The following is a 25,739-nucleotide window of genomic DNA, read 5'->3' as shown; positions in this document are numbered from 1 at the left end:
CGCCATGTGGACATGGTTCCATCGGCTTGCCTCACCGCCCAGCTTCTTTCGCTTTGCCGAACGCTTGGCCCCCTGGCTGGGCGCGGCAGCGGCACTGCTGCTGGGCTATGGCTGGTTCGCCGGCCTGGTGCTGGCGCCCGCTGACTACCAGCAGGGCGACGCATTTCGCATCATTTATGTCCACGTGCCGGCCGCCGCGCTGTCACTGTCGGTCTACTCGGCCATGGCGGTTGCCGGGGCGGTAGCCCTGATCTGGCGGATGAAGTTGGCCGAATGCGTGTTGGTGGCGGCGGCGCCGGTGGGCGCCGGGCTCACCGCCCTGGCGTTGGTCACCGGCATGCTGTGGGGCAAGCCGATGTGGGGCACCTATTGGGTTTGGGATGCGCGGTTGACCGCCGAGTTGATCCTGTTGTTTCTCTACCTCGGCGTGATGCTCATCACCCAGGCCATCGAGGAGCCGCGCCGCGCTGCGCGCGCCGGCGCCTGGCTGGCCATTGTGGGCGCCATCAATGTGCCGATCGTCAAGTATTCCGTGGACTGGTGGAACAGCCTGCATCAGGGGTCTACTGTGCTGAAGATCGGCGCGCCGTCGATCTCCTTCGACATGGCCATGCCGTTGTACGCCTGCCTGTTGGGAACCCTGCTGCTGGCAGCGCAGTCGATACTGCGGCGAACCCAGAACCAGCTGTTGCTGCGCGAGCGGTCCAGCAGCTGGGTGGTGGCACTACGAGAGGACACTGGCGGATGAACGAGTTCCTGGATATGGGCGGCTATGCGGCCTACGTGTGGGGCAGCTTTGGTGCTGCCCTGGCGGTTTACAGCTGGATCTGGTGGTCGCCGCGCGCCGCACGACAAGCCTGCCTGCGCGAACTGGAGGATGCCGCGTGACGCGAACCCAGAGACGGCGGGTGATCACCGTGGCCTGCGTGTTGCTGGGGCTCGGCGTTGCGGCCGCGCTGGGGTTTACGGCATTTCGCCAGAACCTCATGTATTTCGTCACGCCTAGCGACCTGTTGGCGTCTGAATTGCCCGCCACCGCACGGCTGCGGTTGGGGGGCGTGGTGGAGACCGGCAGCTTGCACCGTGGCGATGGGCTGACTGTCAACTTCATCGTGGCCGACTGTCTTCGCAGCCTGCCGGTGCGTTATGACGGCATCCTGCCCGACCTGTTTCGTGAGGGGCAGGGCATCGTCGCCAGCGGATACATGGCCGATGACGGCGTGTTCGCAGCCGACGAGGTGTTGGCCAAGCACGACGAGAACTACATGCCGCCGGAATTGGCGGCATCGCTGAAAACCGATACCGGACACTCCTGCGAACCTTTCAAGGCGGCGATGGCGGCGCAGGACGGATGAGCGCCGAACTCGGGCATTTTGCGCTGCTGTTGACGTTGGCGGTGGCGGTGTTGATGGCCCTGCTGCCCGCTTACGGCGTCTGGCGGGGCGATACCGTCGCGATGCGTTTCGGGCGCACGGCTGCACTGGTGCAGTTCGGTCTGGTGACGCTCGCCTACGTCTGCCTCACGACATTGTTCGTGGTGGGTGATTTCTCGGTGGCCTACGTCGCCAGCAACAGCCATTCGGAACTGCCCTTGGCGTATCGCATCTCGGCGGTCTGGGGCGCGCACGAGGGGTCGCTGCTTTTGTGGGTGCTGATGCTGGCGGGCTGGACCGCCGCCGTCGCACTGTTCAACCGGCGGCTGCCGCTGCCGGTCAGTGCCATCGTGCTGTCGGTGCTTGGCGCGATCAGCATCGGCTTTCTGCTGTTCATGATCTTGACCTCCAATCCGTTCGAACGCGTGTTGCCGATCCCTGCTGACGGGCAGGACCTTAATCCCTTGTTGCAGGATCCGGGGCTGATCATTCATCCGCCCTTGCTGTACATGGGCTATGTCGGGTTTTCGGTGGCGTTCGCCTTTGCGCTGGCAGCGCTGATCACCGGAAAACTGGATGCGGCCTGGGCGCGCTGGACCCGCCCCTGGACCACCGCGGCGTGGCTGTTCCTGACCCTGGGGATCACGTTGGGGTCATGGTGGGCGTACCACGAGCTGGGCTGGGGTGGCTGGTGGTTCTGGGACCCGGTCGAGAATGCCAGTCTCATGCCGTGGCTGGTGGGGACCGCGCTGATTCACTCGTTGGCGGTGACCGAAAAGCGCGGCCTGCTCAAGAGTTGGACCGTGTTGCTGGCGATCCTCGCCTTTGCCTTGTCCTTGCTGGGAACCTTCCTGGTGCGGTCCGGGGTGTTGGTCAGCGTCCACGCTTTTGCCACTGACCCGGCACGCGGGGTGTTCATTCTTGGGTTTCTGGCCGTGGTTCTCGGTACCGCCTTCGGCCTCTATGCCTGGCGTGCACCTCGACTGGCCAGCCCGGCACCGATGACCCTGTGGTCTCGCGAGGGCCTGCTGCTGTTCAATAATGTCTTTCTGGTGGTGGCGGCCGCCGCGGTGCTGCTGGGCACTTTGTGGCCGCTGCTGGCCGATGCCCTGGGTCTCGGCAAATTGTCGGTTGGCCCCCCGTATTTCAACGCGGTTTTCGTCCCGCTGACGCTGCCGTTGGCGGTGCTGGTGGGGCTTGCCGGCGCCGTCAACTGGAAGCGCGCACGGATGTCCGACGTGTGGGCGCGGCTGCGGACGCCGGCAGCCCTGTCAGTGATACTCGCTGTCGCGATCGTTGGTTTGATGAGCGTGCGATGGGGGGTGGGGGTGGTGGCCGGCGCCTGGCTGGGCAGCTGGACCCTGGTGGCGGCGTTGGCGGAACCCCTGCGGCGCTGGCGTCAGACCCGACGGCCGTTGCCGCGCGGGGTACTGGGGATGTCGTTGGCCCATGCCGGACTCGGAGTTCTGGTGTTGGGGGTGACCTTCGTCAGCCAGTTCAGCATCGAGCGCGATGTCCGCCTCGGCCCCGGGCAATCGGCCGACCTCGCCGGGTACCACTTCACCTTCGATGGCGTGACCCCGGTGGATGGCCCCAACTACGACGCCGAGCGCGGCGTGCTGCGCGTCAGCAAGGGCGATCGCGAGTTGGCGACGCTGCATCCGGAAAAGCGCTTCTATCGGGGCGCGCGCCAGGTGATGACTGACGCCGATGTCGACCACACTCCGTTTCGCGATCTCTATGCCTCGCTCGGCGAGTCGATCGGGGATCAGGGGGAATGGGCGCTGCGGCTCTACTACAAGCCGATGATGCGGCTGGTCTGGTGGGCCGGTGTGATCATGGCGTTGGGCGGGCTGTTGGCGATCAGTGATCGCCGCTATCGGCTGTCTGCCAAGGCGGGTGACTGATGCGCTTCCTGCTGCCCGCCGCTGCGCTGCTGGTGCTACTGGTGCTGTTGGGCATCGGGTTGACCCTGGATCCGCGAACCGTCCCGAGCCCGCTGATCGGCAAGCCGGCGCCGACCTTTTCGTTACCGCGACTGGATGGCGAGGGGACGCTGTCAACGGCCGATCTGGATGGCACCCCGGTGTTGGTCAACTTCTTCGCGAGCTGGTGTACGCCGTGCCTGGAGGAGCATCCGCTGTTGATGCGACTGTCGCGTGAGGGTGCCGTTCGTCTGATCGGCATGAACTATAAGGATGGCGCTGACGATGCCCGGCGCTGGCTCGGCCGCCACGGTAACCCTTACGCAACCATTGCCCGTGATGCCGAAGGCAATGCCGGGCTCGACTGGGGGGTCTACGGGGTGCCGGAGACCTACCTGCTGGATGCGGCCGGGGTGATCCTCTACAAGCATGTCGGCCCGCTCACCGAGGCGGTGTGGTCGGCGCAATTTCTGCCGCGCCTTGCCGGGGGTACCCCATGAGCCGAATGTGGCCAGGCGTCATGTTGGGCGGGCTCATGCTGACCTGTGCCGCGGTCGCGGAAACACCTGCGGTAGAGGCCGACCGCTATCAGCGCTTGATCCACGAGCTGCGGTGTCTGGTCTGCCAGAACCAGAGTATTGCCGAATCCAATGCGCCGCTGGCGCAGGACCTGCGGGAACAGGTGGCGACCCAGCTGGCCGCCGGGCGCAGCGACGACCAGATCCGCGACTACCTCACCGATCGCTATGGCGATTTCGTGCTGTATCGCCCCCCTTTCCGCTGGCGTACCGCATTACTGTGGCTGGGGCCGTTTCTGTTGGTGCTGGTGGGGCTCGCCGTGGTCTGGCGGCAGGGTCGGCGTGTGGTGGCGGCGCCAGCGCCCCCTGATGCGGATGCCCTCAAGCGACTGCTGGAGGAGCACCGCCGATGATGACTCCCCTCATGACCCTGGCGGCCATGGCGGCCGTTGCCCTGATCGCCGTGGTGTTGCTGTGCCTACCGTGGTGGCGACAGCGACCGGCAGACGAGGCCGAGCGACGAGCGCTGAACGTCGCGACCTATCGTCAACGCATGGACGAGATCGACCAGGAGCTCGTCGGCGGCATCCTGGACCCGGAGGCCGCCGAGCAGTTGCGGGCTGAACAAGGCGCACGGTTGTTGGCGGACACCGATTCCGGCGCGGCGGCTGTGGTCGCTGGCGGCGGCCGTCGTCGACCGCTTTGGCTGTGGATACTGCTGGTGCCGGTTGCGGCAGCGGTCGGATACAGCCAGCAGGCGCGCTGGAGCCTCGCCAACGACATCGAGATTGCCCGGGTCGATCCCGAGACCGGTGCCCGTCTGGCGATGGCCCGCAGTCAGGTCGAGCTGCAGGCGCGGCTGCAACAGACACCCGACGATGCCGAGGCCTGGGCCACGCTGGCCCAGTTGCAGATGGCGAGCGGGGCCCCGGCAACCGCGGCGGCGTCGTGGGCCCGTGCCACCGCATTGGTGCCCGATCAGCCGGACTGGTGGGTGGCCGAGGCCGAAGCGATGGCCGCCGAACGGCAGCAGGACCTGCGGGGGCCGCCACGTGAGCGCATCGAACGTGCGCTGGCGCTGGCACCCGATCACGGCAAGGCACTTTTCTACGGCGGCATGGCGGCTGCGCAGAGCGGCGATATCGAGCTCGCCCGTGCGCGCTGGAGCCGATTGCTGGAGGTCCACGAACTGCCGCCCCAGGTCCGCCAGGTGGTGGTCCGCGGCGTTGAGGAATGGGGCGGAGCGGCGGCACCGGCCGACGTCGCGGTGACGGTGGAAATCCTGCTGGACCCGGCGCTCGGCGAGGTCCTTGGCGAGCGGCCGGTGCTGTGGGTGTTCGCCAAGGCAGTGGACGGCCCGCCGATGCCGCTGGCGGTCCGGCGAATGCAGCCCGAAGCGTTCCCCGTCACCGTGACGTTGGGTGACGCCGATGCGATGACCCCCGAGCTTCGATTGTCGCGGTTTGCCGAAGTCGAGCTGACCGCCCGCCTTGGCACCGGGGTGGACGTCACCGCGCAGGCGGGTGACCCGGAAGGCCGTCTGCGGCTGCAACTGCCGGTGACCACGCCGCAGCGGCTGGTGCTGGATTCGAGGGTGGGGGATGGTCCGTCGACCACGCCCTGAGCCATTTCTGACTGCGTTAACCATTGATGCTGGAGGCATGATGACCGCGACTCTGCACGATCTTCCCTCACCCCTGTCGCTCTACCTGAAGGCGGCGGCGTCAGCCACCCGCAAGCCGGGGAAACTTAGCCGGCTGCCCCCGTTGGCGCTTCGGCTGGCCGGGGTGCGACCGGACGCGGCACGACTGGCGGCCTACTGCGAGGTCTGTGGGATCACCCCTTCCGAGGTGTTGCCGATCGCCTTTCCGCAGGTGGCGGTGACTGCCCTGCACATGACCTTGATGACCCAGCCCAAGTTTCCGCTGCCCTTGCTGGGGCTGGTGCATGTCTCCAACCGGATCGAGCAGCGCCGACCGATCGGTGCTGGCGAGACCTGGGATGCCGAGGTGCGGATCGGCGCGTCGCGCGAGGTTCGCGCCGGGCTGGAGTTCGATCTGCTCACCGATGTCACCATTGATGGCGAGGTGGTGTGGACGGCCGTCACCACCATCATCCACCGGCGTGGGGGCGGTGCCAGCGGGGGCAAACGCCCGCCGCCTGCTGCCAATGCCGACGATGCCCGCTTGGCGCGCTATGACGTGCTGAAGGCTGCCGCGGATACCGGCCGCCGCTATGCGCGGGTGTCCGGGGACTACAACCCGATCCACCTTTACGCCGCCACCGCCAAGCTGTTCGGCTTTCCCCGTGCAATCGCCCACGGCATGTGGAGCCTGGCCCGTTGCGTTGGTGCCCTGGAGGACCAGCTCGCCACACCGCCGACAGTGCTCGAGGTGCAATTCAAGCAGCCACTGCTGCTGCCGGCGACAGTCTCGCTTAAATCCCTGCCGGAATCCGACGGTGTTCGCTTCTGGCTCCTCGCGCAAAAGTCGAGCAAGGTCCATTTGACGGGCGCCCTGCGGTAGACTGTGTGGACATTCCGGCGCGTCGCTTCGGTCAGTCGTGAAGCCGACCGTTTGCCGGGACTTCTGCACATCGATCAAGGAGCCTGCATGCGCATCCGCAAAGCCGTATTTCCCGTGGCGGGGTTGGGAACCCGCTTCCTGCCGGCCACCAAGGCCAGCGCCAAGGAAATGCTGCCGGTGGTGGACAAGCCGCTGATCCAGTACGCCGTCCAGGAGGCCATCAGCGCGGGTGCCGAGGAACTGATTTTTGTAACCGGTCGGTCGAAGAACTCCATCATGGACCACTTCGACAAGGCCTACGAGCTGGAAGCCGAGCTCGAACAACGTGGCAAGACCCAACTGCTGGAGATGGTCCAGGAGATCCTGCCACCGGGCATCACCTGCATTTTCATCCGCCAGGCGGAAGCACTCGGCCTCGGCCACGCCGTGCTCTGTGCCTGGCCGGCTGTGGGCGATGAAGACTTCTCGGTGATCCTCGCCGACGACCTCATCGACGGCAAGCTGCGTCCGGCGTTGGCGCAGATGCAGCGGGTCTACCAGGAATACGGTACCTCGGTGATTGCCACCCAGCAGGTGCCGATCGAGGAAATCTCCAGCTACGGCGTGGTCGACGTGCAACCGGTCGGTCCCGGGCTGGGCGAAATTCGCCGCATCGTCGAGAAGCCGAAGGCCGAAGACGCGCCCTCGAATCTGGCGGTCGTGGGCCGCTACATTCTGACGCCACGCATCTTCAAGTTGCTGGAACGCACCCCCCGCGGGGCCGGTGGCGAAATTCAGCTCACCGATGCCATTAGCATGATGATCCAGGAGCAGACCGTGCTGGCCTACGAGTTCGAAGGCAAGCGCTACGACTGCGGGTCCAAACTGGGGTATCTGGAAGCCAATGTCGAATATGGTCTCAAGCATCCGGATCTGGCCGCCGACTTCCGCAAGTACCTGCAGAAGCTGACGGCCGACTGGCACAAGGAATAGCGCCGAGAATCGTTGGAGCGAGGGACCGCCGGCAGTTTTCACACCATCATGGCGCAAGGGCGCCAAAGGTAACGGTCATGAGTGGCAGCAGGTACCGCAGTTTTATCGAGTCCTCCTCGATACAGGGTGCCAACGCCCCGTACATCGAGGCGTACTACGAGCAGTTCCTGGAAGACCCGGAGTCGGTCGATCCCAGTTGGCGGGCCTACTTCCGCTCGCTAGGCGGTAGCGACACCTTGCGGGATGTGCCCCATGGGCCGGTGGTGGCGCGGTTCGAGCGTCTGGCCCGGGAGCCCCGGCGGCTGGCGGCAGCGGAAAGCGGTTTTGACGCCCAGGCGGCGGAAAAACAGGCCGGGGTGTTGCGGTTGATCAACTATCACCGCATGCGCGGTCACCAGGTGGCACGGCTGGATCCGCTCGGTCTGCAGCAGCCGGCGGCCATCCCCGACCTTGACCCGTCCTTCCATGGCCTCACCGCCGCCGACCTTGATACCGTGTTCAATACCGGCACGCTGGCCGCGCAGGATCGACTGCCGCTGCGCGAGATTCTGAAGATCGTCAAGAACGTGTACACCGACACCATCGGTGCCGAGTACATGTACCTGACCGAGACCGCCGAGAAGCGCTGGATCCAGCGCCGACTGGAATCGGTGGCCTTCGAGCCCAAGGCCACGCCGCAGCGCAAGAAGGAGATTCTCAAGCAACTGGTGGCGGCAGAAGGGATCGAGCGCTTTCTGCACACCAAGTATGTCGGCCAGAAGCGCTTCTCGCTGGAAGGCGGCGAGTCGCTGGTGCCGGCGATGGACGAGATTCTCAACACCTGCGCGGCGCGCGATGTCGAAGAGGTGGTGATCGGCATGGCCCACCGTGGCCGCCTCAACGTGCTGGTCAACGTGCTCGGCAAGTCACCGAAGGAACTGTTCGCCGAATTCGAGGGCAAGTACTCGGCCGAATCACTGAGTCGCGCCGGTGACGTCAAGTACCACATGGGGTTTTCCACCGACGTCGAGGTGCAGGGCAAGCGCCTCCATCTGGTGCTGGCGTTCAACCCTTCGCACCTCGAGATCGTCAATCCGGTGGTCGAGGGAAGCGTCAAGGCGCGGCAGGTCCGCCGCGACGACGAGCTCGGCCAGCGGGTGGTGCCGGTCCTGATTCATGGCGACGCCGCCTTCGCCGGACAGGGGGTGGTGATGGAAACCCTGCAGCTCTCACAGGCCAAGGGCTATGCCACCGGCGGCACCGTGCACCTGATCGTCAACAACCAGATCGGCTTCACCACCCCGAACCCGATCGAAGCTGAACTGGGCCGCGAGGCGCGAACCAGCCGCTACTGCACCGACTTGGCGAAGATGCTGGAGTCACCGGTGTTTCACGTCAATGGTGATGACCCAGAAGCGGTGGTGTACGCCACACGGCTGGCGGTCGACTTCCGCAACGAGTTCCACAAGGATGTGATCATCGATATCTGCTGTTACCGCCGCCTCGGCCACAACGAGGCCGACGAGCCCTCGGTGACCAGCCCGCAGATGTACGAGGCGATCAAGCAGCACCCCACCACCATGACCCTCTACGCGCGCAAGCTGGCCGAGGAGAAACTGGTCAGTGCGGAAGAGGCCGACGCGCTGATGCAGGCCTACCGCGACGGTCTCGATCAGGGGGAGAACATCGCCCGCGTCACGCTGGGGATGGTCGGCAACAAGCACACGGTGAACTGGAGCGCGCACCAGAAGGGCAGTTGGGATACCGCTACCGATACCGCCGTCAGTGCCAGCATGATTCGCAACCTGTCGAAAAAGCTGCTGACGCCACCCGACGGGTTCACGCTGCACAGCCGGGTTGCCCGCATTTTTGAAGATCGCACCCGCATGGCCGCCGGTGAGCAGCCGATGGACTGGGGCTTCGCCGAGACCATGGCCTATGCCACCCTGGTCAACGAAGGTTTTTCGGTGCGCCTGTCCGGCCAGGACTCGCGGCGAGGCACCTTCTTTCACCGCCACGCCACCATCTACGACGCCAAGACCGGCGAGCGTCTGACCCCGCTGTCGCGTCTGACCCCGCTGGAGCGGCGCTTTGTGGTCAACGACACCCTGCTGTCGGAAGAAGGCGTGCTCGGCTTTGAGTACGGCTACTCCACCACCGACCCCGATTCGCTGGTGATCTGGGAGGCCCAGTTTGGCGATTTCGCCAATGGTGCGCAGGTGCTGTTCGACCAGTTCATCAGCTCCGGATATGCCAAGTGGGGCCGTCTCTGCGGGCTGACGGTATTTCTCCCGCATGGGTACGAAGGGCAGGGCCCGGAGCATTCCTCGGCGCGGCTTGAGCGCTTCCTGCAGTTGTGTGCGGAAAACAACCAGCAGGTCTGCGTGCCGTCGACGCCGGCCCAGATGTTCCACATGCTGCGGCGGCAGATGAAGCGCAGCCTCAAGCTGCCGCTGGTGGTGATGACCCCCAAGAGCCTGCTGCGCCATCCGTTGTCGGTATCGACGCTGGAGGAACTGACCCAGGGTCGGTTCCAGCCGCTGATCCACGATACCGCGGTCGATCCGAAGAAGGTCGATCGCATCGTCTTCTGCGCCGGCAAGGTGTATTTCGACCTGTACCAGACCCGGGAAAAGGAAGGCCTGCAAAACGTCGCCCTGGTGCGACTGGAGCAGCTGTATCCATTCCCGCACGAGGACTACGAGGCGGCACTGGCCATGTTCCCGAAGGCAAAGACGGTGGTGTGGTGCCAGGAAGAACCCGAGAACCAGGGTGCCTGGTATCAGATCAAGCATCGCCTGGCTGCCTACCTCGGGCCGAAGCACACTCTGCACTACGCCACCCGCAAGGGCAGTGCCACCACGGCGGTCGGCTATCTCAAGGTGCACAACAAGCAACAGGAAGAAGTGGTCGCCGCCGCCCTGCACGGCGGACAGACTGTTTGATTCGTCATTTGGATCTTTTCCAGAACGCATAACCCAAGGACATGCAATGAGTATCGAGATCAAGGTCCCGCAGCTGCCGGAGTCGGTGTCATCCGCCACGGTGGCGACCTGGAACGTCAAGGCCGGCGATACCGTCAGCCGCGACCAGAACCTGCTGGATCTGGAGACGGACAAGGTGATGCTGGAAGTGCCGGCCACCGAGGCCGGCACCCTCAGCGAAATCCGCGTCAAGGCGGGCGACACCGTGCAGTCTGGCGATGTGCTGGGCATTCTTGAGCCGGGTGAAGCCAAGGCCGCGGCGCCGGCAGCCGAGGCCACGCCGTCACCGGCCCCGAGCCCGGCGCCAGCCGCCAAGGCCGAGACCGCGGCGCGTCCGACCGCCACCGATGACGGCCAGTCGCCGGCGGTGCGCAAGCTGTTGTCGGAGCACGGCCTGTCGGCCGCCGACATCAGCGGCTCCGGCAAGGGTGGGCGCTTGACGGTGGAAGACGTCAAGGCGCATGCGGACAAAGCCAAGGCCGCCCCCAAGGCCGAGACCCCGAAGGCCGCGGCGCCGACCGCCCCGTCACGTCCGGCGGCGGGAGCGCGTGAGGAGCAGCGGGTACCGATGACGCGCATCCGCGCGCGTATCGCCGAGCGTCTGGTCGAGGCGCAGACCACGGCCGCCATGCTGACCACCTTCAATGAAGTGGACCTGCAGGCCGTGACCGAACTGAGAGGCCGCTACAAGGGTGACTTCGAGAAGGCCCACGGGGTCAAGCTCGGGTTCATGAGCTTCTTCGTCAAGGCCGCCGTCGAGGCGTTGAAGAAATACCCGGTGGTGAACGCCTCGGTCGATGGCAGCGACATTCTCTATCACGGCTACTACGACATCGGCATTGCCGTATCGGGCCCGCGCGGGCTGGTGGTACCGATTCTGCGCGATGTCGATCAGATGAGCTTCGCCGAAGTCGAGAAAACCATCGCCGAGTTCGGCAGTCGTGCCCGCGACAACAAGCTGACGATGGACGACCTCACCGGTGGCACCTTCAGCATCACCAACGGCGGCATCTTCGGCTCGATGATGTCCACCCCCATCCTCAACCCGCCGCAGAGCGCCATCCTCGGCATGCACGGCATCACCGAGCGGCCGGTGGTGATCGACGGCGAAATTGTCATCCGCCCGATGATGTATTTGGCGATGACCTACGACCACCGCATCATCGACGGCCGCGAGGCCGTGCTGGCCTTGCGCACCATCAAGGAATGTCTGGAAGACCCGGCGCGGCTGCTGCTGCAGCTGTGAGCCCCCCATTCCGAGCACACGAGAGTTCATCATGAGCGAGTCCTACGACATCATCGTCATCGGCGGCGGCACCGGCGGTTACCCTGCCGCCATCCGCGCGGGCCAGATGGGTATGAAGGTCGCCTGTATCAATGCCTGGCTGAACCGGGACGGCAAACCCGCCTACGGTGGCACCTGTCTGAATGCCGGCTGTATTCCCTCGAAGGCGCTGCTGGAATCGTCCGAGATGGTGCATCGGGCGCAGCACGAGCTGAAACTGCACGGCATCGAGACCGGTAAGGTGAGCTTCGATCTCGCCACCATGCAGGCCCGCAAGAACAAGATCAGCAGCGGGCTCACCGGTGGTATCGGCGGCCTGTTCAAGGCCAACGGTGTGACCGGGCTCGAGGGCTGGGCCAAGTTGCTGGGCGATGGCAAGGTGGAGTTCACCTCGCACGCTGGCGAGTCGAAGACCTTGACCGCCAAGCACATCATCGTCGCCACCGGCTCGGAACCGGTTGAGCTGAAGAAAGTGGCGCCGTTCGATCATGAAGTGATCGTCGATTCCTGGGACGCACTCGACTTCACTGCGGTGCCGAAGCGCTTGGGGATCATCGGTGCCGGCGTGATCGGCGTTGAGCTGGGCAGTGTCTGGGCGCGCCTTGGTGCCGAGACGGTCATTCTCGAAGCGCTCGATGTGTTCCTGCCGATGGTGGATGCGGCAATCGCCAAGGATGCCCAGCGTCAGTTCACCAAGCAGGGGCTCGATATCCGTCTGGGCGCCAAGGTCAGCAGCACCAAGGTGACGGGCAAGGGCAAGAGCCGCAAGGTCGAGGTCAGCTACGAGCAGGGCGGCAAGACCCACACCGAGACCTTCGACACGCTGATCGTCGCCGTCGGTCGACGGCCGTTCACCGACCGCCTGGGGGCCGACGAGGTGGGTCTGGCGCTCGACGAGCGTGGCTTCATCAAGGTCGACGCGCATTATCGGACCAGTCTGCCGGGGGTCTACGCCACCGGCGATGTGATCGGCGGCGCCATGCTCGCCCACAAGGCGATCGAGGAGGGTGTGGCCCTGGTCGAGCAGTTGGCTGGACACCACACCCAGGTGAACTACAAGGCCGTGCCGAGCGTGATCTACACCACTCCCGAAATCGCTTGGGTTGGGCTGACGGAAGCGCAGGCCAAGGAGCAGGGCTTCGAGGTCAAGACCGGCGCCACACCGTTTGCTGCCAACGGCCGCGCCAAGGCGCTGGAGGCGGCGAACGGCAGCATCAAGGTGATCGCCGACGCCAAGACCGACCGCATTCTCGGCGTCCACATGTGTGGACCCTATGTGTCGGAACTGCTGGCCGAAGCGGTCCTTGGCCTGGAGTTTGCCGCGACCTGCGAAGATATCGCGCTGACCATGCACGCCCATCCCACGCTGTCCGAAAACTTCCACGAGGCAGTGCTGTCCGTGGACGGACGTGCCATTCATGCCCTCAACAAGAAAAAGGCCGCCTGAGGCGGCCCTGGAGCAAAAACTCATGCAGATCAAGGCAGGTATTGCCGCGCTGGTGCTGACCCTGGTGGCCCCGCTGGCCACGGCCGAGGTGGTGGATATCAATTTCGGTGACAAGAGCTTCTCGGCTGAATTGTCGGGGCCCCTGCCCAAGGTGCGGGATACCGGGGCGCAGTACGACCTCGGCGTGCTGACCCGGCCTGACGATGAGCCCGAGGACCTGCTGCAGGTTCACGGTGGTTTTCTGTTGACCGGCGACGCCGGCGCCCAGGGCTTCGACCTTGCGGCCGGGCTCGGCGGGCGTCTCATCTACATCGACCGTGGCCCGCTCGATGGTGGCGTATTCGCGGTGGGCGGGCAGCTGGAAGCCCGGTTTCCGCAGGCGGATCGCTTCAGCGTCAGTGCCTACGCGTTTCACGCCCCCAGCATCACCGCCTTCAGCGATCTCGACGGCTACACCGAAGTAGGCGGAGATATCGGCTACGAGGTGATCCGCGGCGGCTCGATCTACATCGGCGGTCGCTATATCCGTCATGAATATGATCCGGCCGGCAAGGAGACCGTCGACAACGGCCTTCACGGCGGCCTCCGCCTCAAGTTCTGAGGGGCGCCCATGGGTCGCGGACCGAGTATTGCAGCACGCAAGGGCGCTTCGGATGCCCAGCGTGGGCGGTTGTTCACCAAGCTGATTCGGGAAATCTCGATGGCGGCCCGCACCGGTGGGGCCGAGCCGGATACCAATGGTCGGCTGAGTCTGGCCATCAGCAAGGCGCTGCAGGCCAACATGCCCAAGGACACCATCGAGCGTGCCGTGAAACGGGCGGCGGGCGAGGGTGCCGATGCCACCCAGGAGATCCGCTACGAGGGGTATGCCCCGGGCGGCGTGGCGGTGATGGTCGACTGCATGACCGACAATCCGACGCGGACGGTGGCGGAGGTGCGGCATGCCTTCTCCAAGCAGGGGGGCAGTCTCGGCACCACCGGCTCGGTGTCCTACCTGTTTTCCGAGCAGGGCCAGATCGTGCTGGAAACCGGTGACGATGCGGCGCTGGAGGAACGGCTGCTCGAGGCCGCGCTCGACGCCGGTGCCGACGATGTCATCAGCGAAGATGGCTATACCGAAGTGGTGACCACGCCCACACAGTTCACGGCGGTGCAGGCGGCGCTGGAAGCGATCGGCCATCCGATCCTCGAGGCATCGGTGGGCCAGCGCCCCGCCACCACGATTGCCGTGACCGGCGACGATGCCGAAGCGGTCGCCAAGCTGCTGGAACGCCTGGAGGCGCTGGACGATGTCCAGGAGGTGTACAGCAACGCCGAGCTGCCGGTCTGAACCTTGACCATCATCCTCGGTGTCGACCCCGGCTCGCGCCAGACCGGCTTTGGGGTCATCGAGGTGCAGGGCAACCATCACCGGATGATCGAGTGGGGCCGGATCCGCAGCATTGATGGCAGCATGGCGGAGCGGCTGCGGACCATTTTCGAGGCGCTCGGCGATGTGATTGCCCGCACCCGTCCCGATGAGGCCGCGCTGGAGGAAACTTTCGTCAACAAGGTCAATGCCGCCAGTGCGCTGGTGCTCGGCCAGGCCCGCGGTGCGGCATTCTGTGCGTTGGGGGCGGCCGGCCTCAGTGTCGCCGAGTACCAGCCGTCGCAGGTGAAGCTGGCCGTGACCGGAAGCGGCCGGGCCGACAAGGCGCAGGTCCAGCAGATGGTGAAGATGCTGTTGACACTCGATACGGTGCCGCCGACCGATGCCGCCGATGCGCTGGCGGTGGCGATGACCCACGCGCAGGTCCGGCGGACCCGGCAGGCCACCGGTCTGGCGCTGCAGGGGTCGTGGAAGTGATCGTGTCAGGCGGCAATCGCCCTACGGTGCGACACTGTGAGAATATTCAGTCCCTGCCCTTGCTGTCACCCGGAATGAACGCACCATGATCGGCCGTCTCACCGGCACACTGCTGCACAAGGCTCCGCCCCAGTTGTTGCTGGATGTGGGAGGTGTCGGCTATGAAGTCGAAGCGCCGATGTCGACCTTCTACAAGTTGCCGGCGGCTGGCGACACCATCACCTTGCATACCCACTTGACGGTTCGCGAGGACGCCCATCTGCTGTTTGGCTTCGGCTCCCTGGCCGAACGAAGCCTGTTCCGCGACCTGATCAAGGTGTCGGCGATCGGGCCGAAGCTGGCGTTGGCGATCCTCTCGGGGATCGCGGTCGACGAGTTCTGGCAGGCGGTTCGTGCCGCGGATACCACGCGCTTCTCCAAGCTCCCCGGGATCGGCAAGAAGACGGCGGAGCGGCTGGTCGTGGAAATGCGTGACAAGGCCGGGCAGGGTCAGGTGTCTGCGCTTGCGGGCGGTGCCGGCGCGGTATCGGCAGGCCCGCTGCAGGAGGCGCGCTCCGCACTGACTGCACTCGGTTACAAGCCGGCTGAGGTGGATCGGCTCACCGACGCGGTCCACGAAGAGGGCATGCGGACCGAGCAGATCATCCAGGAGGCCCTCAAGCGGGCCGCGCGATGAACCTGGACGATGACGACCGGCTGATGTCCGGCAGCGCCCGTGGCGGTGACGAGGACCGTCTCGAGCGGGCCATCCGGCCGCAACAGTTGGCCGACTATGTCGGTCAGCCGCGGGTGGTGGAGCAGATGGGCATCGCCATCGAGGCGGCGCGACGGCGGGCGGAAGCCCTGGACCACGTCCTTATCTTCGGTCCGCCGGGGCTGGGCAAGACCACGTTGGCGCACATTCTCGCTCACGAGATGGGCGTGAACCTGCGGCAGACCTCCGGGCCGGTGCTGGAACGTGCAGGTGATCTCGCCGCGTTGTTGACCAACCTCGAGCCCAATGACCTGCTCTTCGTTGACGAGATTCACCGGCTGTCGCCGGTGGTCGAGGAAGTGCTGTACCCGGCGATGGAGGACTACCAGCTCGACATCGTCATCGGCGAGGGCCCTGCCGCCCGGTCGATCCGGCTCGACCTCCCACCGTTCACGTTGGTGGGTGCGACCACCCGCGCCGGCAGCCTCACCAGCCCACTGCGTGACCGATTCGGCATCGTGCAGCGGCTCGAGTTCTACGCTGAGGCCGACCTCACCCATATCGTCGGTCGTTCCGCCGCCATCCTGCAGGTGCCGATGGAAGGCGACGGCGCGCGGGAGATCGCCCGCCGCGCCCGCGGGACACCGCGTATTGCCAATCGCCTGCTGCGCCGGGTACGCGACTATGCCCAGGTACGCGGGGCCGGCGTGATCACGCCGGAGGTCGCGGGCGAGGCCCTGAAGTTGCTGGAGGTCGATACCAACGGCTTCGACCTGATGGACCGCCGGCTGCTGATGGCCCTGATTGATCGATTTGATGGTGGCCCGGCCGGCCTCGACAACCTCGCCGCTGCCATCGGTGAAGCGCGCGACACCATCGAGGACGTAATCGAGCCCTATCTGATCCAGCAGGGCTATCTGATGCGGACCCCGCGCGGCCGTGTCGCCGGCCGCCTCGCGTATCAGCACTATGGCCTGAAAGTACCGGAACGCCTGACGGTTCAGGACCTGTTCACCGAATGAACCGCAGGCTCTTCCCATGGTCGGTTCGCGTGTACTACGAAGATACCGATGCCAGCGGCGTGACCTATCACGCCAACTATCTGCGTTGGTTCGAGCGGGCGCGCACCGAGTGGTTGCGTTCACTCGGCGGGCATCAGCAACGGATGATGGACGAGGCGGGGATTGCCTTCACCGTCTCGCACCTCGATGTGCACTATCGGCGGCCGGCTCGGCTCGACGACCTGCTGCGGGTGGACACCGAGGTGACCGAGGTGCGGCGGGCCAGCCTGCATTTCCTGCAGCGCATTTTCCGCGAAGCCGATGGCGAGTTGCTGGCGGAGGCGCGCGTACGGGCGGGCTGCGTCGATCAGAAAACTTTTCGTCCGAGGGCGCTGCCGCCGTTATCGTTTTAGTTCAGAATATGTTTCTACAACAGTGTTTTCGTCGTCGCCATACGCGACGCGGGGCGCTGTTGCCGCGGCAAAATCCAATACACATTCCTGACGGCCTGTCCGAGGACCCGGTATGACCCCCGATATGTCCTTCACCCACCTGATTGCCAGCGCCAGCCTGCTTGCGCAGATCGTGCTGGTGCTGCTGCTGATGGCCTCCGTGCTGTCGTGGGCGCTGATTTTCGCCAAGCGTGGCCTGCTCAAGCGGATCGGCGATGCCGCCGACAGCTTCGAGGACAAGTTCTGGAGCGGCGGCAATCTGGCCGACCTCTACGAGAGCGTGCGCCGTGACAAGGGGCTGGACGGCGTGTCGGCGATCTTCAGCGCCGGTTACGAGGAGTACACCCGTCAGCAGACCAGCAGCCGACTGGACCCTGATGACGCCATCGCCGCCATCCAGCGGCAGATGCGGGTGGCCCAGGTGCGCGAGGTGGAGCGGGTCGAGAACGGTCTGGCGATGCTCGCCACCATCGGATCGGTCAGCCCCTACGTGGGGTTGTTCGGAACCGTCTGGGGGATCATGCATGCCTTCATCGGCATCGGACAGATGCAGAACGCCTCGCTGGCAGTAGTGGCACCCGGGATCGCCGAGGCCCTGATCGCCACGGCCATGGGCCTGGTGGCCGCCATCCCGGCGTACATTGCCTACAACTTCTTCACCCGTGGGGTCGAGCGTCTGGAGAACCGCTACGCCATGTTCTCCGACGAGATGATCGGCATCGTCGAACGCAGCCTGCGGCACAGCCCGCGCAGCTGAGGACCCGATCATGGCCCGTCGCAAGCTCAGCTCCGAGATCAATGTCGTCCCGTATATCGACGTCATGCTGGTGCTGTTGGTCATCTTCATGGTGACCGCGCCGTTGCTGACCCAGGGGATCGAGGTCGATCTGCCCAAGACCCAGTCGCAGACCCTCTCCTCGCAACAGGAGCCGACCGTGGTCTCGGTCGACACCGCCGGCAATTTCTATCTCAATCGCGGTGAAGATACCGAGGCGCCGTTGAGCGAAGCCGAACTGTCACGACGGGTCGCCATTCTGATCCGCAATCAGCCGGATGACCTGATCCTGGTGGAGGGTGACGGCAAGGCCGAGTATGCCGCCGTCGCCAAGGCCATGGGCGTGCTGCAGGGGGCGGGCGTCAAGAAGATCGGTTTCGTCACCGAGCCCGCTGAGCTTCAGCGCTAGGCTTCTGAATGGAACTGCGTTCCCGGCATGTGTGGTGGGCGGTGGCGGCGCATGTTCTGGTCGGCCTGCTGCTGATGCTGACCCAGTGGCTGCATCCGACCCCGGAAGTGCCGCCGGTGATGGAGGTGGTGTTCGTGCCGCCGCCAAGCGACGCGCCCAAACCGGAGCCGACGGTCCAGCCGACGCCGGCACCCACGCCGGTGCCGACCCCAGAACCGGAACCGGAACCGACGCCGCCACCGCCGACGCCGAAGCCGACACCGAAGCCGCCCGATCCGGCACAGGAGCTGGCCGCATTCACCGACGCCATCAAACGCAAGCTGGAATGCGGCAACCTCGGCGCGTTGCGGCAGCAGGCCGCCGCTGCCGCCACGGCGGCCCAGCGGCAGGCCGCCGAAAAGCTGATTGCGCAGAAGGCGGCAGACTGCGCGCGCGAAGAAGAAGAGAAGAAGAAACGCGAAGAGGCCGCTCGACTGGAGAAGGAGCGCAAAGCCGAGGAAGAACGCGAGCGCCGCGAGCAGGCGGAGGCCGAACGCAAGCGCCAGGAAGAGGAAAAGGCCCGGCAGGCGGCCATGCAGCAGGCGCTCGAGCAGGAGCGCCGGGAACGTGAGCGCGCCGAGCAGCAGGCCCGCCAATCCGCGCTCGAGTCGCAACTGCAAGCTGAGGCGATGGCGCGCGAAGGGGCGCGTATCGAGTCGGAGTTGGGCCGTTGGGTGGGGCAGGTTACCGCCATTGTGCGCAGCAACATCCGCTTGCAGCCGAACTATGGCGAGAATCTGGTGACTCAGATACGCGTCCAGCAGTTGCCAGGCGGCACCATCACGTCGATTCAGGTTGTACAGTCGTCCGGGAACCCGGGCTACGACCTGGCCGTCCAGCGGGCGCTGGAGCTGTCGTCGCCGTTGCCACCGATCAATGACCCGGCCGTTTTTGCCCGTGCCCGTGACCTGATCTTCAAATTCACGCCCAAAGATCTACGCTAAGGTGTATCCGTGACTTCCCAATACTCAATCCGCTGGACGCGCAGGCTTGTCGCCACCCTCATGCTGTTGGTGTCGGCTGGCGCTTCGGCGCAGCTCGAGATCACCGTGACCGGCGGGGTTGAACGGGCAGCACCGATCGCCATCGTGCCCTTCAGCAGCCCGGAGAGCATCGATTTCGACGTCGCCCGCATCATTGAGGCAGACCTGGCGCGGACCGGGCTGTTTGACACGCTGTCACGCAACGACATGCTGGAGACGCCGTCCGACATCGCCCAGTTCAATAGCGCCAACTGGCGGGCCGTGAGCATGGACAACGTGGTGATCGGCCAGCTGCGACTGGACCCGAACACCGGCAATGTCGGCGCCCGTTTCTGGTTGGTGGATGCGCTGCGCAACCAACAGCTGTTGGGCTTCGACATGCCAGCGGTGCCCCCGGCGCAGCTGCGCTACCTGGCCCACCAGATCGCCGACCTGGTGTTCGAGAAGCTCACCGGCTTCCCCGGCGCCTTCAACACCCGCATCGCCTACGTTGCCGCCGACGGCCTTGGCTACCAGCGTCGGTTCGAGCTGGTGATTGCCGATGCTGACGGCTTCAATCCGCGGACCGTGGCCACCTCACGAGAACCCATCATGTCGCCGGCCTGGGCGCCGGATCGCCGTCATATTGCGTACGTCGGCTATGAGCGGGGGCGTTCCGCCGTCTATATCCACGAGCTGGAGTCCGGCAAGGTGCGCAAACTGGTGTCGGAACGCGGGATCAACGGGTCGCCGACCTGGTCACCGGACGGCAGCCGGATGGCGGTTACCCTGTCATTCGAGAGCAATCCCGACATTTATGTCATTGACCTCACCTCGGGGCAGCGGACACGGCTGACCGAGCATTTCGGCATCGACACCGAGCCGGCCTGGGCGCCGGACGGCGAATCACTGGTTTTCACCTCGGACCGCGGGGGGCAGCCGCAGATCTACCGGATCGCGGCGACCGGTGGCAATCCGGAGCGCATCACGTTTGACGGCAAACAGAATCTGAAGGCCAGTTATTCACCGGACGGCAAGACGCTGGTCTTGGTCAACTATGATCAGGGCAGCTATCGTATTGCCACGATGGAACTGGAGACACGACGCCTGACCCGGCTCACCGACGGACGTCTGGACGAAAGCCCCGGCTTCGCACCGAATGGTGCGGTCATCATTTATGCCACGCAGAGCGGCAATTCCGCCGAGCTGGCAACAGTATCACTGGACGGTCGGGTGAAGACCCGGCTGCGCCAGGCGGGAGATGTGCGCGAACCGGCGTGGTCGCCACTGGCCCGATAAGCCCCTATCCACGCCTACATGCGGTATCTGCTTTCAGGAGCATTGGTATGTTGACCCTACGGACGGCCTTTCTTGCGGCGGTCGTGCTTGCCCTCTCCGCCTGCGCATCAGGTGGCAACAAGGACAAGATCGACGCGCGCAACACGAGCTCAGGCTCGAGCACCAGCAGCACCACCCCCTACACCGGCACTTCGCCGCAGCCGCTTGGCGGCAGCCTCGAAGGCAATGCGTCGCAGACCGAGCTGTCAGGCCGGTTGACGCAGAACGTCGTCTATTTCGAGTTCGACAGCGCCGCGCTGTCGGCCGACGGGCTCAAGGTGGTCGAAGTCTATGGCGGTTACCTTGCAGCCAATCCCGCCATGCGCGTGCGGCTGGAAGGCCACACTGACGAGCGCGGCACCCGCGAGTACAACATCAGCCTGGGCGAGCGTCGTTCGGTGGCCGTCGAGCAGGCGTTGTTGCGTGCCGGTGCCACGCCGTCGCAGCTGTCGGTGGTGAGCTACGGTGAAGAACGTCCGGTCGCCCCGGGTTCTGACGAGGCCGACTGGGCTCGCAACCGTCGCGTGGAAATCGTCCGTCTGTAAAATCTGTCGGTGCCCGAGGAGGTATCCATGAGTCGACATTCGCTTGTGTTGGCCACCGTGGCCGGTTTGACGCTGCTCAGCCTGTCTGCCTGCGTGTCGCCGCGTACCGGCGGTATCAGTGGCGGTGGTGAGGCACTGTCTCCGGAAGAACGCCGCCTGCAGGCGGTGGAAAACAAGGTGGCAGCGTTCCAGCGACGTTTCGATACGCTGGATTCCTCGCGTGCTGACGACAACCTGGCGAAGCTGCGTGATGAACTTCGCGACCTGCGTGGTCAGGTCGAGAAGATCAGCTTTGATGTCCGTCAGCAGGACGAGCGCAGCAAGCAGCTGTATGTCGACCTCGACCAGCGGCTACGGTCGCTGGAGGGTGGCGCTGCGCCAGCCGGGGGTGCCGGGTATGGTGTTTTGGCGCCAACCGCACCGCCCGCGGCGGGTGCTGCCGGGGTTGCAGGTAGCGCGGCATCGGCAGCACCGCCGGTCACCGGCGGCGTGGTCCAGCTCGGGCGACAGAACGATCCGGACGAGGAGGCGGCCTATCTGACCACCTTCGACCTGCTGAAGAACGGCAAGTACGACGATGCCATCACCGGCTTCAAGGCTCACCTGCAGAAGTATCCGCAGGGCCAGTATGCGGACAACGCTGCGTATTGGTTGGGTGAGGCCAGCTACGTCAAACGCGACTACAAGTCGGCGGCCGAGGCGTTCAACCGGGTGGCCACGCAGCATCCGCAGTCGCCGCGGGCACCCGATGCCATGTTCAAGCTTGCGCTGACCCAGCAGGAGCTGAAACAGGATGCTGAAGCGCGAACGACGCTGGAGCAGGTCATCAGCCGCTACCCCAACTCCAACGCTGCGCGGCTGGCGCAGCAACGGCTTCAGGGCGGCAACTGACGCCGACGGCGTGCAGGATCGACGGGGCCGCCGCTGAGGCGGCCCCGTTTTTTTATGCTGGGTGGGTCGCTGACGGTGGGCTGCGATCAACCATTTGGTGGAGAATGCGCAGGTGAGCGCAGAACGTCTCAAGATCACGGAAATTTTTCGCTCTCTGCAGGGAGAGTCGGCCTCGGTCGGCTGGCCAACGGTCTTTGTCCGCCTGACCGGCTGTCCGCTACGTTGCCAGTATTGCGATACCGCTTACGCCTTCCACGGCGGTGTCTGGCAAACCCTTGAAGAGATTGAGACAGCGGTAGCGGAGCTCGGCACACGCCATGTCTGCATTACCGGCGGCGAACCCTTGGCACAGAAGGCTGTTCACCCCTTGATGTCGAGACTGTGTGACCACGGGTACCAGGTGTCGATTGAAACCAGTGGCGCCCTCGACATCAGTGCCATTGATCCGCGGGTGCGACGGGTGATGGACCTCAAGACGCCGGATTCCGGCGAGCAGCACCGCAATCGCTGGGAGAATCTCGCGCACCTGCGGCAGAGTGACGAAATCAAATTCGTGCTGTGCTCCCAGGCGGACTATCACTGGGCCTGTGAACAGGTTGATCGCCATGCACTGACGCAACGTGCTCAGGTGCTGTTTTCACCGAGCCAGGAGCAATTGCCGGCCGCGCGGCTGGCCGACTGGATCGTGGCCGACCGCCGCGATGTTCGGTTTCAATTTCAATTGCACAAGGCCCTGTGGGGCAATCAGCCTGGACGCTGAGGGAGGCCACGATGGCGGAAGACCGCAAGGCGGTGGTGTTGTTGTCGGGGGGGCTGGATTCGGCGACGGTCATGGCGCTGGCACGCGCACAGGGATTCTCGCTGTACGCACTGTCGGTGTCATACGGTCAGCGCCACATCGCGGAACTCGTTGCCGCCCGGCGATTGGCCGAGCACTTCGGCGTGCGCGCGCATCAGACCTTGCAGGTGAATCTCGACATGGTTGGCGGCTCGGCGCTGACGGATCGCAGCATCGCCGTGCCGGAAGCAGCAGCCGAAGGCATACCGGTGACCTACGTTCCGGCTCGCAACACCTTGTTCCTGTCGCTGGCGCTTGGGTGGGCCGAGGTGGTGGGCGCCGAGGATCTGTTCATCGGCGTCAACGCCGTCGACTACTCAGGCTATCCGGACTGCCGTCCTGCGTTCATCGACGCCTTTGAACGGCTGGCGGCGGTCGCGACCCGGGGTGGGGTCGAGGGGCGGCCAGTGCGGGTTCAGGCTCCGCTGATGCAGTTGACCAAGGGCGAGATCATCCGCGCCGGGACCGCACTGCAGGTGCCGTATGAATTGACGGTGTCCTGCTACCAGGCCGACGATGATGGCCGAGCCTGTGGTCGCTGTGACAGCTGCCGTCTGCGCCGCGAGGGATTTCGAGCGGCGGCGGTCGACGATCCGACGCGCTACGTCTGAGCAGGAGTGGTGGGCCGTGATGGATTCGAACCATCGACCAATTGGTTAAAAGCCAACTGCTCTACCAGCTGAGCTAACGGCCCCCTGCAACGGGCGCGAAGGATAGCCGAATGTGGCGTCGCTGAGAACCCTTTTGGCGGCTTCGGGACATTGATCACGCGACAGAAAAAAGGCGCCCCGTGTGCCGGGGCGCCTGGAATGTGCTGTCGGCGAAGGCTGCGCCGACGGGACAGGGGGCTTCAGTGGCTGCTGGCGCCGCCGGCTCCGCGCGGCACTCGGACATCCTCGACCAACTGCTGGATCTCGGCGGGTGGGGGTGCAGTGACCCGCGAAACCGCGACGGCCACAATGAAGTTGAGCACCGCACCGACCGTGCCGAACCCCTGGGGTGCGATACCGAACAGCCAGCCTGAGGCGTTGTCCGGCAGCATTGCCGTGCCCGGCACGAAGAACCAGCCCTTGAACAGGAAGATGTAGATCAGGGTGCTGGTCAGGCCGGTGAGCATGCCAGCGATTGCCCCCTGTTTGTTCATGCGGGTGCTGAAAATCCCCAACATCAGCACCGGGAACAGTGACGAGGCGGCGAGGCCGAAGGCCAGTGCCACCACCTCGGCCGCGAAGCCGGGGGGATTCAGGCCCAGGTAGCCGGCCACCAGGATGGCGCCCGCCATCGCGATACGGCCGGCCATCAGCTCGGTCTTGTCACTGATGCCCTTCATGAAGACACCTTTGAGAAGGTCGTGCGAAATTGCCGAGGAGATGGCCAGCAGCAGCCCCGCAGCGGTCGACAGCGCCGCAGCGAGGCCACCGGCGGCCACCAGCGCGATGACCCATCCCGGCAGGCCGGCGATTTCCGGATTGGCGAGGACCATGATGTCGCGATCAAGCGTCACCACCTCGCTGCCGGCCCAGCCGTAGCGGTCGGCGGTGGCGGCGAAGTCGGGATTCTTGTCGTTGTAGTACTGCAGGCGACCATCTCCGTTCTTATCGTCGAAGGCGAGCAGACCGGTCTGTTCCCAGGTCTGCATCCAGCCCGGCCGGTCGTCCAGCACCAGATTGCCATCGGCGGTGCCGATCTCTCCGGGTTGCACGGTATTGATCAGGTTGTAGATCGCCATGGCGCCGACGGCCGGCGCGGTGGTGTAGAGAATGGCGATGAACACCAGCGCCCACCCGGCAGATTTTCGGGCGTCCCGCACCTTCGGCACCGTGAAGAAACGCACGATCACGTGAGGGAGTCCGGCGGTCCCGATCATCAGTGCCATGGTCAGCAGGAACATGTTGAACATGCTGAGGCTGTTGTTGGTGGTGAATTCCAGGAAGCCGAGATCCACCAGCAGGCTGTCGAGTTTCTGCAGCAGATAGACCCCGTTGCTGCCCTCCAGCGTGGCCCCGAGCCCGACCTGGGGTACAGCCCAGCCGGTGAGCTGCATCGAAATGAAGATCGCAGGAACCGTGTAGGCGAAGATCAGCACCACGTACTGAGCAATCTGCGTGTAGGTGATCCCCTTCATGCCGCCCAGGACTGCATAGGTGAAAACGGTCCCCATGCCGATGAACAGGCCGGTGGAGATGTCGACTTCGAGAAACCGCGAAAAGGCGATGCCGGCGCCCCGCATCTGACCAATCACATAGGTCAGTGACATCACCAGCAGGCAGATCACCGCGACGATCCGGGCGGTCTGCGAGTAGAAGCGATCGCCGATGAACTCCGGTACCGTGAACTTGCCGAACTTACGCAGGTATGGGGCCAGCAACAACGCCATCAGAACGTAGCCGCCGGTCCAGCCCATGAGGTAGACCGAGCCGCTGTAGCCGAGAAAGGCGATCAGGCCGGCCATCGAGATGAACGAGGCAGCACTCATCCAGTCGGCGGCGGTCGCCATGCCGTTGGCGATCGGATTGACCCCTCGGCCGGCGGTGTAATACTCGCTGGTGGTGCTGGCACGGGCCCACAGGGCGATGCCGATGTAGAGGGCGAATGTGCCGCCCACCATGATGTAAATCCAGGTCTTGGTATCCATGGCGGCCTCAGTCTTCGTGAACGTCGAATTCGCGGTCGAGCCGATTCATCTTCGCCGCGTAGACGAAGATCAGCACCACGAAGGTGTAGATCGAGCCCTGCTGGGCGAACCAGAATCCGAGCTTGAAGCCGCCGAGTGGAATGGCGTTGAAGACATCCACCAGCAGGATGCCGGCGCCGAACGAGACCGCGAACCAGATCGCCAACAGCGTCAGCACGAGCCGGATATTGGCCCGCCAGTACGCCTGGGGCGACCGATCAGGGGGGTGTGACATGGTGTTCTCCTCTTGTGATTTCGCAACCGCAT

At 64.9% G+C, this 25,739-nt stretch carries 28 protein-coding genes and 1 tRNA gene; 26 read left to right on the top strand and 3 right to left on the bottom strand.

From position 1 onward, the window contains the following. Positions 1-4: 4 nt before the first annotated feature. The 26 genes from JN531_RS15515 to queC all read left to right on the top strand — a co-directional run bounded on the left by JN531_RS15515 (position 5) and on the right by queC (position 23,409). The gene (locus JN531_RS15515; protein ID WP_228349759.1) at positions 5-748 is read left to right on the top strand and encodes a heme ABC transporter permease; all 744 of its coding nucleotides are present in this window, start codon (positions 5-7) and stop codon (positions 746-748) included. Next, the gene (ccmD, locus tag JN531_RS15510) at positions 745-888 is read left to right on the top strand and encodes a heme exporter protein CcmD (protein ID WP_228349758.1); all 144 of its coding nucleotides are present in this window, start codon (positions 745-747) and stop codon (positions 886-888) included. Before JN531_RS15515 ends, ccmD begins: the two co-directional genes overlap by 4 nt. Then, the gene (ccmE, locus tag JN531_RS15505; RefSeq protein ID WP_228349757.1) at positions 885-1,355 is read left to right on the top strand and encodes a cytochrome c maturation protein CcmE; all 471 of its coding nucleotides are present in this window, start codon (positions 885-887) and stop codon (positions 1,353-1,355) included. Before ccmD ends, ccmE begins: the two co-directional genes overlap by 4 nt. After that, positions 1,352-3,280, top strand: a complete 1,929-nt coding sequence (locus JN531_RS15500) for a heme lyase CcmF/NrfE family subunit (protein WP_228349756.1) — start codon at positions 1,352-1,354, stop codon at positions 3,278-3,280. Before ccmE ends, JN531_RS15500 begins: the two co-directional genes overlap by 4 nt. Further along, positions 3,280-3,798 carry a DsbE family thiol:disulfide interchange protein gene (locus JN531_RS15495; RefSeq protein ID WP_228349755.1) on the top strand — a complete coding sequence of 173 codons (519 nt, stop codon included), beginning with the start codon at positions 3,280-3,282 and terminating at the stop codon, positions 3,796-3,798. The genes JN531_RS15500 and JN531_RS15495 overlap by 1 nt, the downstream gene beginning before the upstream one ends. Beyond that, positions 3,795-4,229, top strand: coding sequence for a cytochrome c-type biogenesis protein (locus JN531_RS15490; protein ID WP_228349754.1), 435 nt, complete (start codon positions 3,795-3,797; stop codon positions 4,227-4,229). Before JN531_RS15495 ends, JN531_RS15490 begins: the two co-directional genes overlap by 4 nt. Beyond that, entirely contained in the window at positions 4,226-5,440 is a 1,215-nt protein-coding gene (gene ccmI, locus JN531_RS15485; protein WP_228349753.1) for a c-type cytochrome biogenesis protein CcmI, read from the top strand. The genes JN531_RS15490 and ccmI overlap by 4 nt, the downstream gene beginning before the upstream one ends. A gap of 37 nt (positions 5,441-5,477) precedes the next feature. Next, on the top strand, positions 5,478-6,341 hold the full coding sequence (locus JN531_RS15480) for a MaoC/PaaZ C-terminal domain-containing protein (RefSeq protein ID WP_228349752.1): 864 nt from the start codon (positions 5,478-5,480) through the stop codon (positions 6,339-6,341). A gap of 87 nt (positions 6,342-6,428) precedes the next feature. Then, entirely contained in the window at positions 6,429-7,313 is an 885-nt protein-coding gene (gene galU, locus JN531_RS15475) for a UTP--glucose-1-phosphate uridylyltransferase GalU (protein WP_228349751.1), read from the top strand. Between the two features lie 77 nt (positions 7,314-7,390). After that, entirely contained in the window at positions 7,391-10,237 is a 2,847-nt protein-coding gene (locus tag JN531_RS15470) for a 2-oxoglutarate dehydrogenase E1 component (RefSeq protein WP_228349750.1), read from the top strand. A 46-nt stretch (positions 10,238-10,283) separates the two neighbouring features. Beyond that, positions 10,284-11,522: a 2-oxoglutarate dehydrogenase complex dihydrolipoyllysine-residue succinyltransferase gene (odhB, locus tag JN531_RS15465; protein WP_228349749.1), complete on the top strand. Its 1,239-nt coding sequence runs from the start codon at positions 10,284-10,286 to the stop codon at positions 11,520-11,522. Positions 11,523-11,553: 31 nt separating this feature from the next. Beyond that, the gene (gene lpdA, locus JN531_RS15460) at positions 11,554-13,008 is read left to right on the top strand and encodes a dihydrolipoyl dehydrogenase (protein WP_228349748.1); all 1,455 of its coding nucleotides are present in this window, start codon (positions 11,554-11,556) and stop codon (positions 13,006-13,008) included. Between the two features lie 22 nt (positions 13,009-13,030). Next, positions 13,031-13,609, top strand: a complete 579-nt coding sequence (locus JN531_RS15455) for a YfaZ family outer membrane protein (RefSeq protein WP_228349747.1) — start codon at positions 13,031-13,033, stop codon at positions 13,607-13,609. Positions 13,610-13,618: 9 nt separating this feature from the next. Beyond that, the gene (locus JN531_RS15450; RefSeq protein WP_228349746.1) at positions 13,619-14,338 is read left to right on the top strand and encodes a YebC/PmpR family DNA-binding transcriptional regulator; all 720 of its coding nucleotides are present in this window, start codon (positions 13,619-13,621) and stop codon (positions 14,336-14,338) included. Positions 14,339-14,341: 3 nt separating this feature from the next. Further along, positions 14,342-14,854 (top strand): crossover junction endodeoxyribonuclease RuvC, encoded by a 513-nt coding sequence (gene ruvC / locus JN531_RS15445; RefSeq protein WP_228349745.1) that lies wholly within the window; start codon positions 14,342-14,344, stop codon positions 14,852-14,854. 85 nt (positions 14,855-14,939) lie between these two features. Further along, positions 14,940-15,530, top strand: a complete 591-nt coding sequence (gene ruvA / locus JN531_RS15440; protein ID WP_228349744.1) for a Holliday junction branch migration protein RuvA — start codon at positions 14,940-14,942, stop codon at positions 15,528-15,530. A 2-nt stretch (positions 15,531-15,532) separates the two neighbouring features. After that, positions 15,533-16,570 carry a Holliday junction branch migration DNA helicase RuvB gene (ruvB, locus tag JN531_RS15435; protein WP_436233320.1) on the top strand — a complete coding sequence of 346 codons (1,038 nt, stop codon included), beginning with the start codon at positions 15,533-15,535 and terminating at the stop codon, positions 16,568-16,570. Continuing rightward, the gene (gene ybgC, locus JN531_RS15430; RefSeq protein ID WP_228349741.1) at positions 16,567-16,962 is read left to right on the top strand and encodes a tol-pal system-associated acyl-CoA thioesterase; all 396 of its coding nucleotides are present in this window, start codon (positions 16,567-16,569) and stop codon (positions 16,960-16,962) included. Before ruvB ends, ybgC begins: the two co-directional genes overlap by 4 nt. 112 nt (positions 16,963-17,074) lie before the next feature. Next, complete coding sequence (gene tolQ / locus JN531_RS15425) at positions 17,075-17,758, top strand: protein TolQ (protein ID WP_228349740.1); 684 nt, start codon at positions 17,075-17,077, stop codon at positions 17,756-17,758. A 10-nt stretch (positions 17,759-17,768) separates the two neighbouring features. Continuing rightward, on the top strand, positions 17,769-18,185 hold the full coding sequence (gene tolR, locus JN531_RS15420; RefSeq protein ID WP_228349739.1) for a protein TolR: 417 nt from the start codon (positions 17,769-17,771) through the stop codon (positions 18,183-18,185). Between the two features lie 8 nt (positions 18,186-18,193). After that, positions 18,194-19,168, top strand: a complete 975-nt coding sequence (gene tolA / locus JN531_RS15415) for a cell envelope integrity protein TolA (protein ID WP_228349738.1) — start codon at positions 18,194-18,196, stop codon at positions 19,166-19,168. Between the two features lie 9 nt (positions 19,169-19,177). Continuing rightward, a complete protein-coding gene (gene tolB, locus JN531_RS15410) occupies positions 19,178-20,485 on the top strand; it encodes a Tol-Pal system beta propeller repeat protein TolB (RefSeq protein ID WP_228349737.1) in 1,308 nt (435 codons plus the stop codon). A 47-nt stretch (positions 20,486-20,532) separates the two neighbouring features. After that, a complete protein-coding gene (pal, locus tag JN531_RS15405; RefSeq protein WP_228349736.1) occupies positions 20,533-21,069 on the top strand; it encodes a peptidoglycan-associated lipoprotein Pal in 537 nt (178 codons plus the stop codon). 27 nt (positions 21,070-21,096) lie between these two features. After that, positions 21,097-21,960, top strand: coding sequence for a tol-pal system protein YbgF (gene ybgF, locus JN531_RS15400; RefSeq protein WP_228349735.1), 864 nt, complete (start codon positions 21,097-21,099; stop codon positions 21,958-21,960). A gap of 85 nt (positions 21,961-22,045) precedes the next feature. After that, positions 22,046-22,720, top strand: coding sequence for a 7-carboxy-7-deazaguanine synthase QueE (queE, locus tag JN531_RS15395; protein ID WP_366522447.1), 675 nt, complete (start codon positions 22,046-22,048; stop codon positions 22,718-22,720). Between the two features lie 11 nt (positions 22,721-22,731). Then, positions 22,732-23,409, top strand: coding sequence for a 7-cyano-7-deazaguanine synthase QueC (queC, locus tag JN531_RS15390; protein WP_228349733.1), 678 nt, complete (start codon positions 22,732-22,734; stop codon positions 23,407-23,409). A gap of 7 nt (positions 23,410-23,416) precedes the next feature. On the opposite strand, the gene JN531_RS15385 is transcribed toward queC, so the two are convergent. The 3 genes from JN531_RS15385 to JN531_RS15375 all read right to left on the bottom strand — a co-directional run bounded on the left by JN531_RS15385 (position 23,417) and on the right by JN531_RS15375 (position 25,707). Then, a tRNA-Lys gene (locus tag JN531_RS15385) sits at positions 23,417-23,492 on the bottom strand. A gap of 156 nt (positions 23,493-23,648) precedes the next feature. Beyond that, positions 23,649-25,433 carry a sodium:solute symporter family protein gene (locus tag JN531_RS15380; protein WP_228349732.1) on the bottom strand — a complete coding sequence of 595 codons (1,785 nt, stop codon included), beginning with the start codon at positions 25,431-25,433 and terminating at the stop codon, positions 23,649-23,651. A 7-nt stretch (positions 25,434-25,440) separates the two neighbouring features. Continuing rightward, a complete protein-coding gene (locus JN531_RS15375) occupies positions 25,441-25,707 on the bottom strand; it encodes a DUF4212 domain-containing protein (protein ID WP_228349731.1) in 267 nt (88 codons plus the stop codon). Positions 25,708-25,739 lie beyond the last annotated feature (32 nt).

The organism is Flagellatimonas centrodinii (assembly GCF_016918765.2).
Classification (GTDB): Bacteria; Pseudomonadota; Gammaproteobacteria; order Nevskiales; family Nevskiaceae; genus Polycyclovorans; species Polycyclovorans centrodinii.
This window is presented reverse-complemented; position numbering and strand designations above follow the sequence as displayed.

Excerpts from the sequence above, each read along its gene's own strand:
- ybgC (WP_228349741.1), top strand. The coding sequence starts at position 16,567 with ATGAACCGCAGGCTCTTCCCATGGTCGGTTCGCGTGTACTACGAAGAT.
- odhB (WP_228349749.1), top strand. The coding sequence starts at position 10,284 with ATGAGTATCGAGATCAAGGTCCCGCAGCTGCCGGAGTCGGTGTCATCC.
- tolQ (WP_228349740.1), top strand. The coding sequence starts at position 17,075 with ATGACCCCCGATATGTCCTTCACCCACCTGATTGCCAGCGCCAGCCTG.
- JN531_RS15375 (WP_228349731.1), bottom strand. The coding sequence starts at position 25,707 with ATGTCACACCCCCCTGATCGGTCGCCCCAGGCGTACTGGCGGGCCAAT.
- JN531_RS15470 (WP_228349750.1), top strand. The coding sequence starts at position 7,391 with ATGAGTGGCAGCAGGTACCGCAGTTTTATCGAGTCCTCCTCGATACAG.
- tolR (WP_228349739.1), top strand. The coding sequence starts at position 17,769 with ATGGCCCGTCGCAAGCTCAGCTCCGAGATCAATGTCGTCCCGTATATC.
- JN531_RS15480 (WP_228349752.1), top strand. The coding sequence starts at position 5,478 with ATGATGACCGCGACTCTGCACGATCTTCCCTCACCCCTGTCGCTCTAC.
- pal (WP_228349736.1), top strand. The coding sequence starts at position 20,533 with ATGTTGACCCTACGGACGGCCTTTCTTGCGGCGGTCGTGCTTGCCCTC.
- ccmI (WP_228349753.1), top strand. The coding sequence starts at position 4,226 with ATGATGACTCCCCTCATGACCCTGGCGGCCATGGCGGCCGTTGCCCTG.
- queC (WP_228349733.1), top strand. The coding sequence starts at position 22,732 with ATGGCGGAAGACCGCAAGGCGGTGGTGTTGTTGTCGGGGGGGCTGGAT.
- ybgF (WP_228349735.1), top strand. The coding sequence starts at position 21,097 with ATGAGTCGACATTCGCTTGTGTTGGCCACCGTGGCCGGTTTGACGCTG.
- JN531_RS15495 (WP_228349755.1), top strand. The coding sequence starts at position 3,280 with ATGCGCTTCCTGCTGCCCGCCGCTGCGCTGCTGGTGCTACTGGTGCTG.
- JN531_RS15380 (WP_228349732.1), bottom strand. The coding sequence starts at position 25,433 with ATGGATACCAAGACCTGGATTTACATCATGGTGGGCGGCACATTCGCC.
- JN531_RS15490 (WP_228349754.1), top strand. The coding sequence starts at position 3,795 with ATGAGCCGAATGTGGCCAGGCGTCATGTTGGGCGGGCTCATGCTGACC.
- JN531_RS15450 (WP_228349746.1), top strand. The coding sequence starts at position 13,619 with ATGGGTCGCGGACCGAGTATTGCAGCACGCAAGGGCGCTTCGGATGCC.
- JN531_RS15455 (WP_228349747.1), top strand. The coding sequence starts at position 13,031 with ATGCAGATCAAGGCAGGTATTGCCGCGCTGGTGCTGACCCTGGTGGCC.
- JN531_RS15515 (WP_228349759.1), top strand. The coding sequence starts at position 5 with ATGTGGACATGGTTCCATCGGCTTGCCTCACCGCCCAGCTTCTTTCGC.
- tolA (WP_228349738.1), top strand. The coding sequence starts at position 18,194 with ATGGAACTGCGTTCCCGGCATGTGTGGTGGGCGGTGGCGGCGCATGTT.
- galU (WP_228349751.1), top strand. The coding sequence starts at position 6,429 with ATGCGCATCCGCAAAGCCGTATTTCCCGTGGCGGGGTTGGGAACCCGC.
- lpdA (WP_228349748.1), top strand. The coding sequence starts at position 11,554 with ATGAGCGAGTCCTACGACATCATCGTCATCGGCGGCGGCACCGGCGGT.
- ccmD (WP_228349758.1), top strand. The coding sequence starts at position 745 with ATGAACGAGTTCCTGGATATGGGCGGCTATGCGGCCTACGTGTGGGGC.
- ruvA (WP_228349744.1), top strand. The coding sequence starts at position 14,940 with ATGATCGGCCGTCTCACCGGCACACTGCTGCACAAGGCTCCGCCCCAG.
- JN531_RS15500 (WP_228349756.1), top strand. The coding sequence starts at position 1,352 with ATGAGCGCCGAACTCGGGCATTTTGCGCTGCTGTTGACGTTGGCGGTG.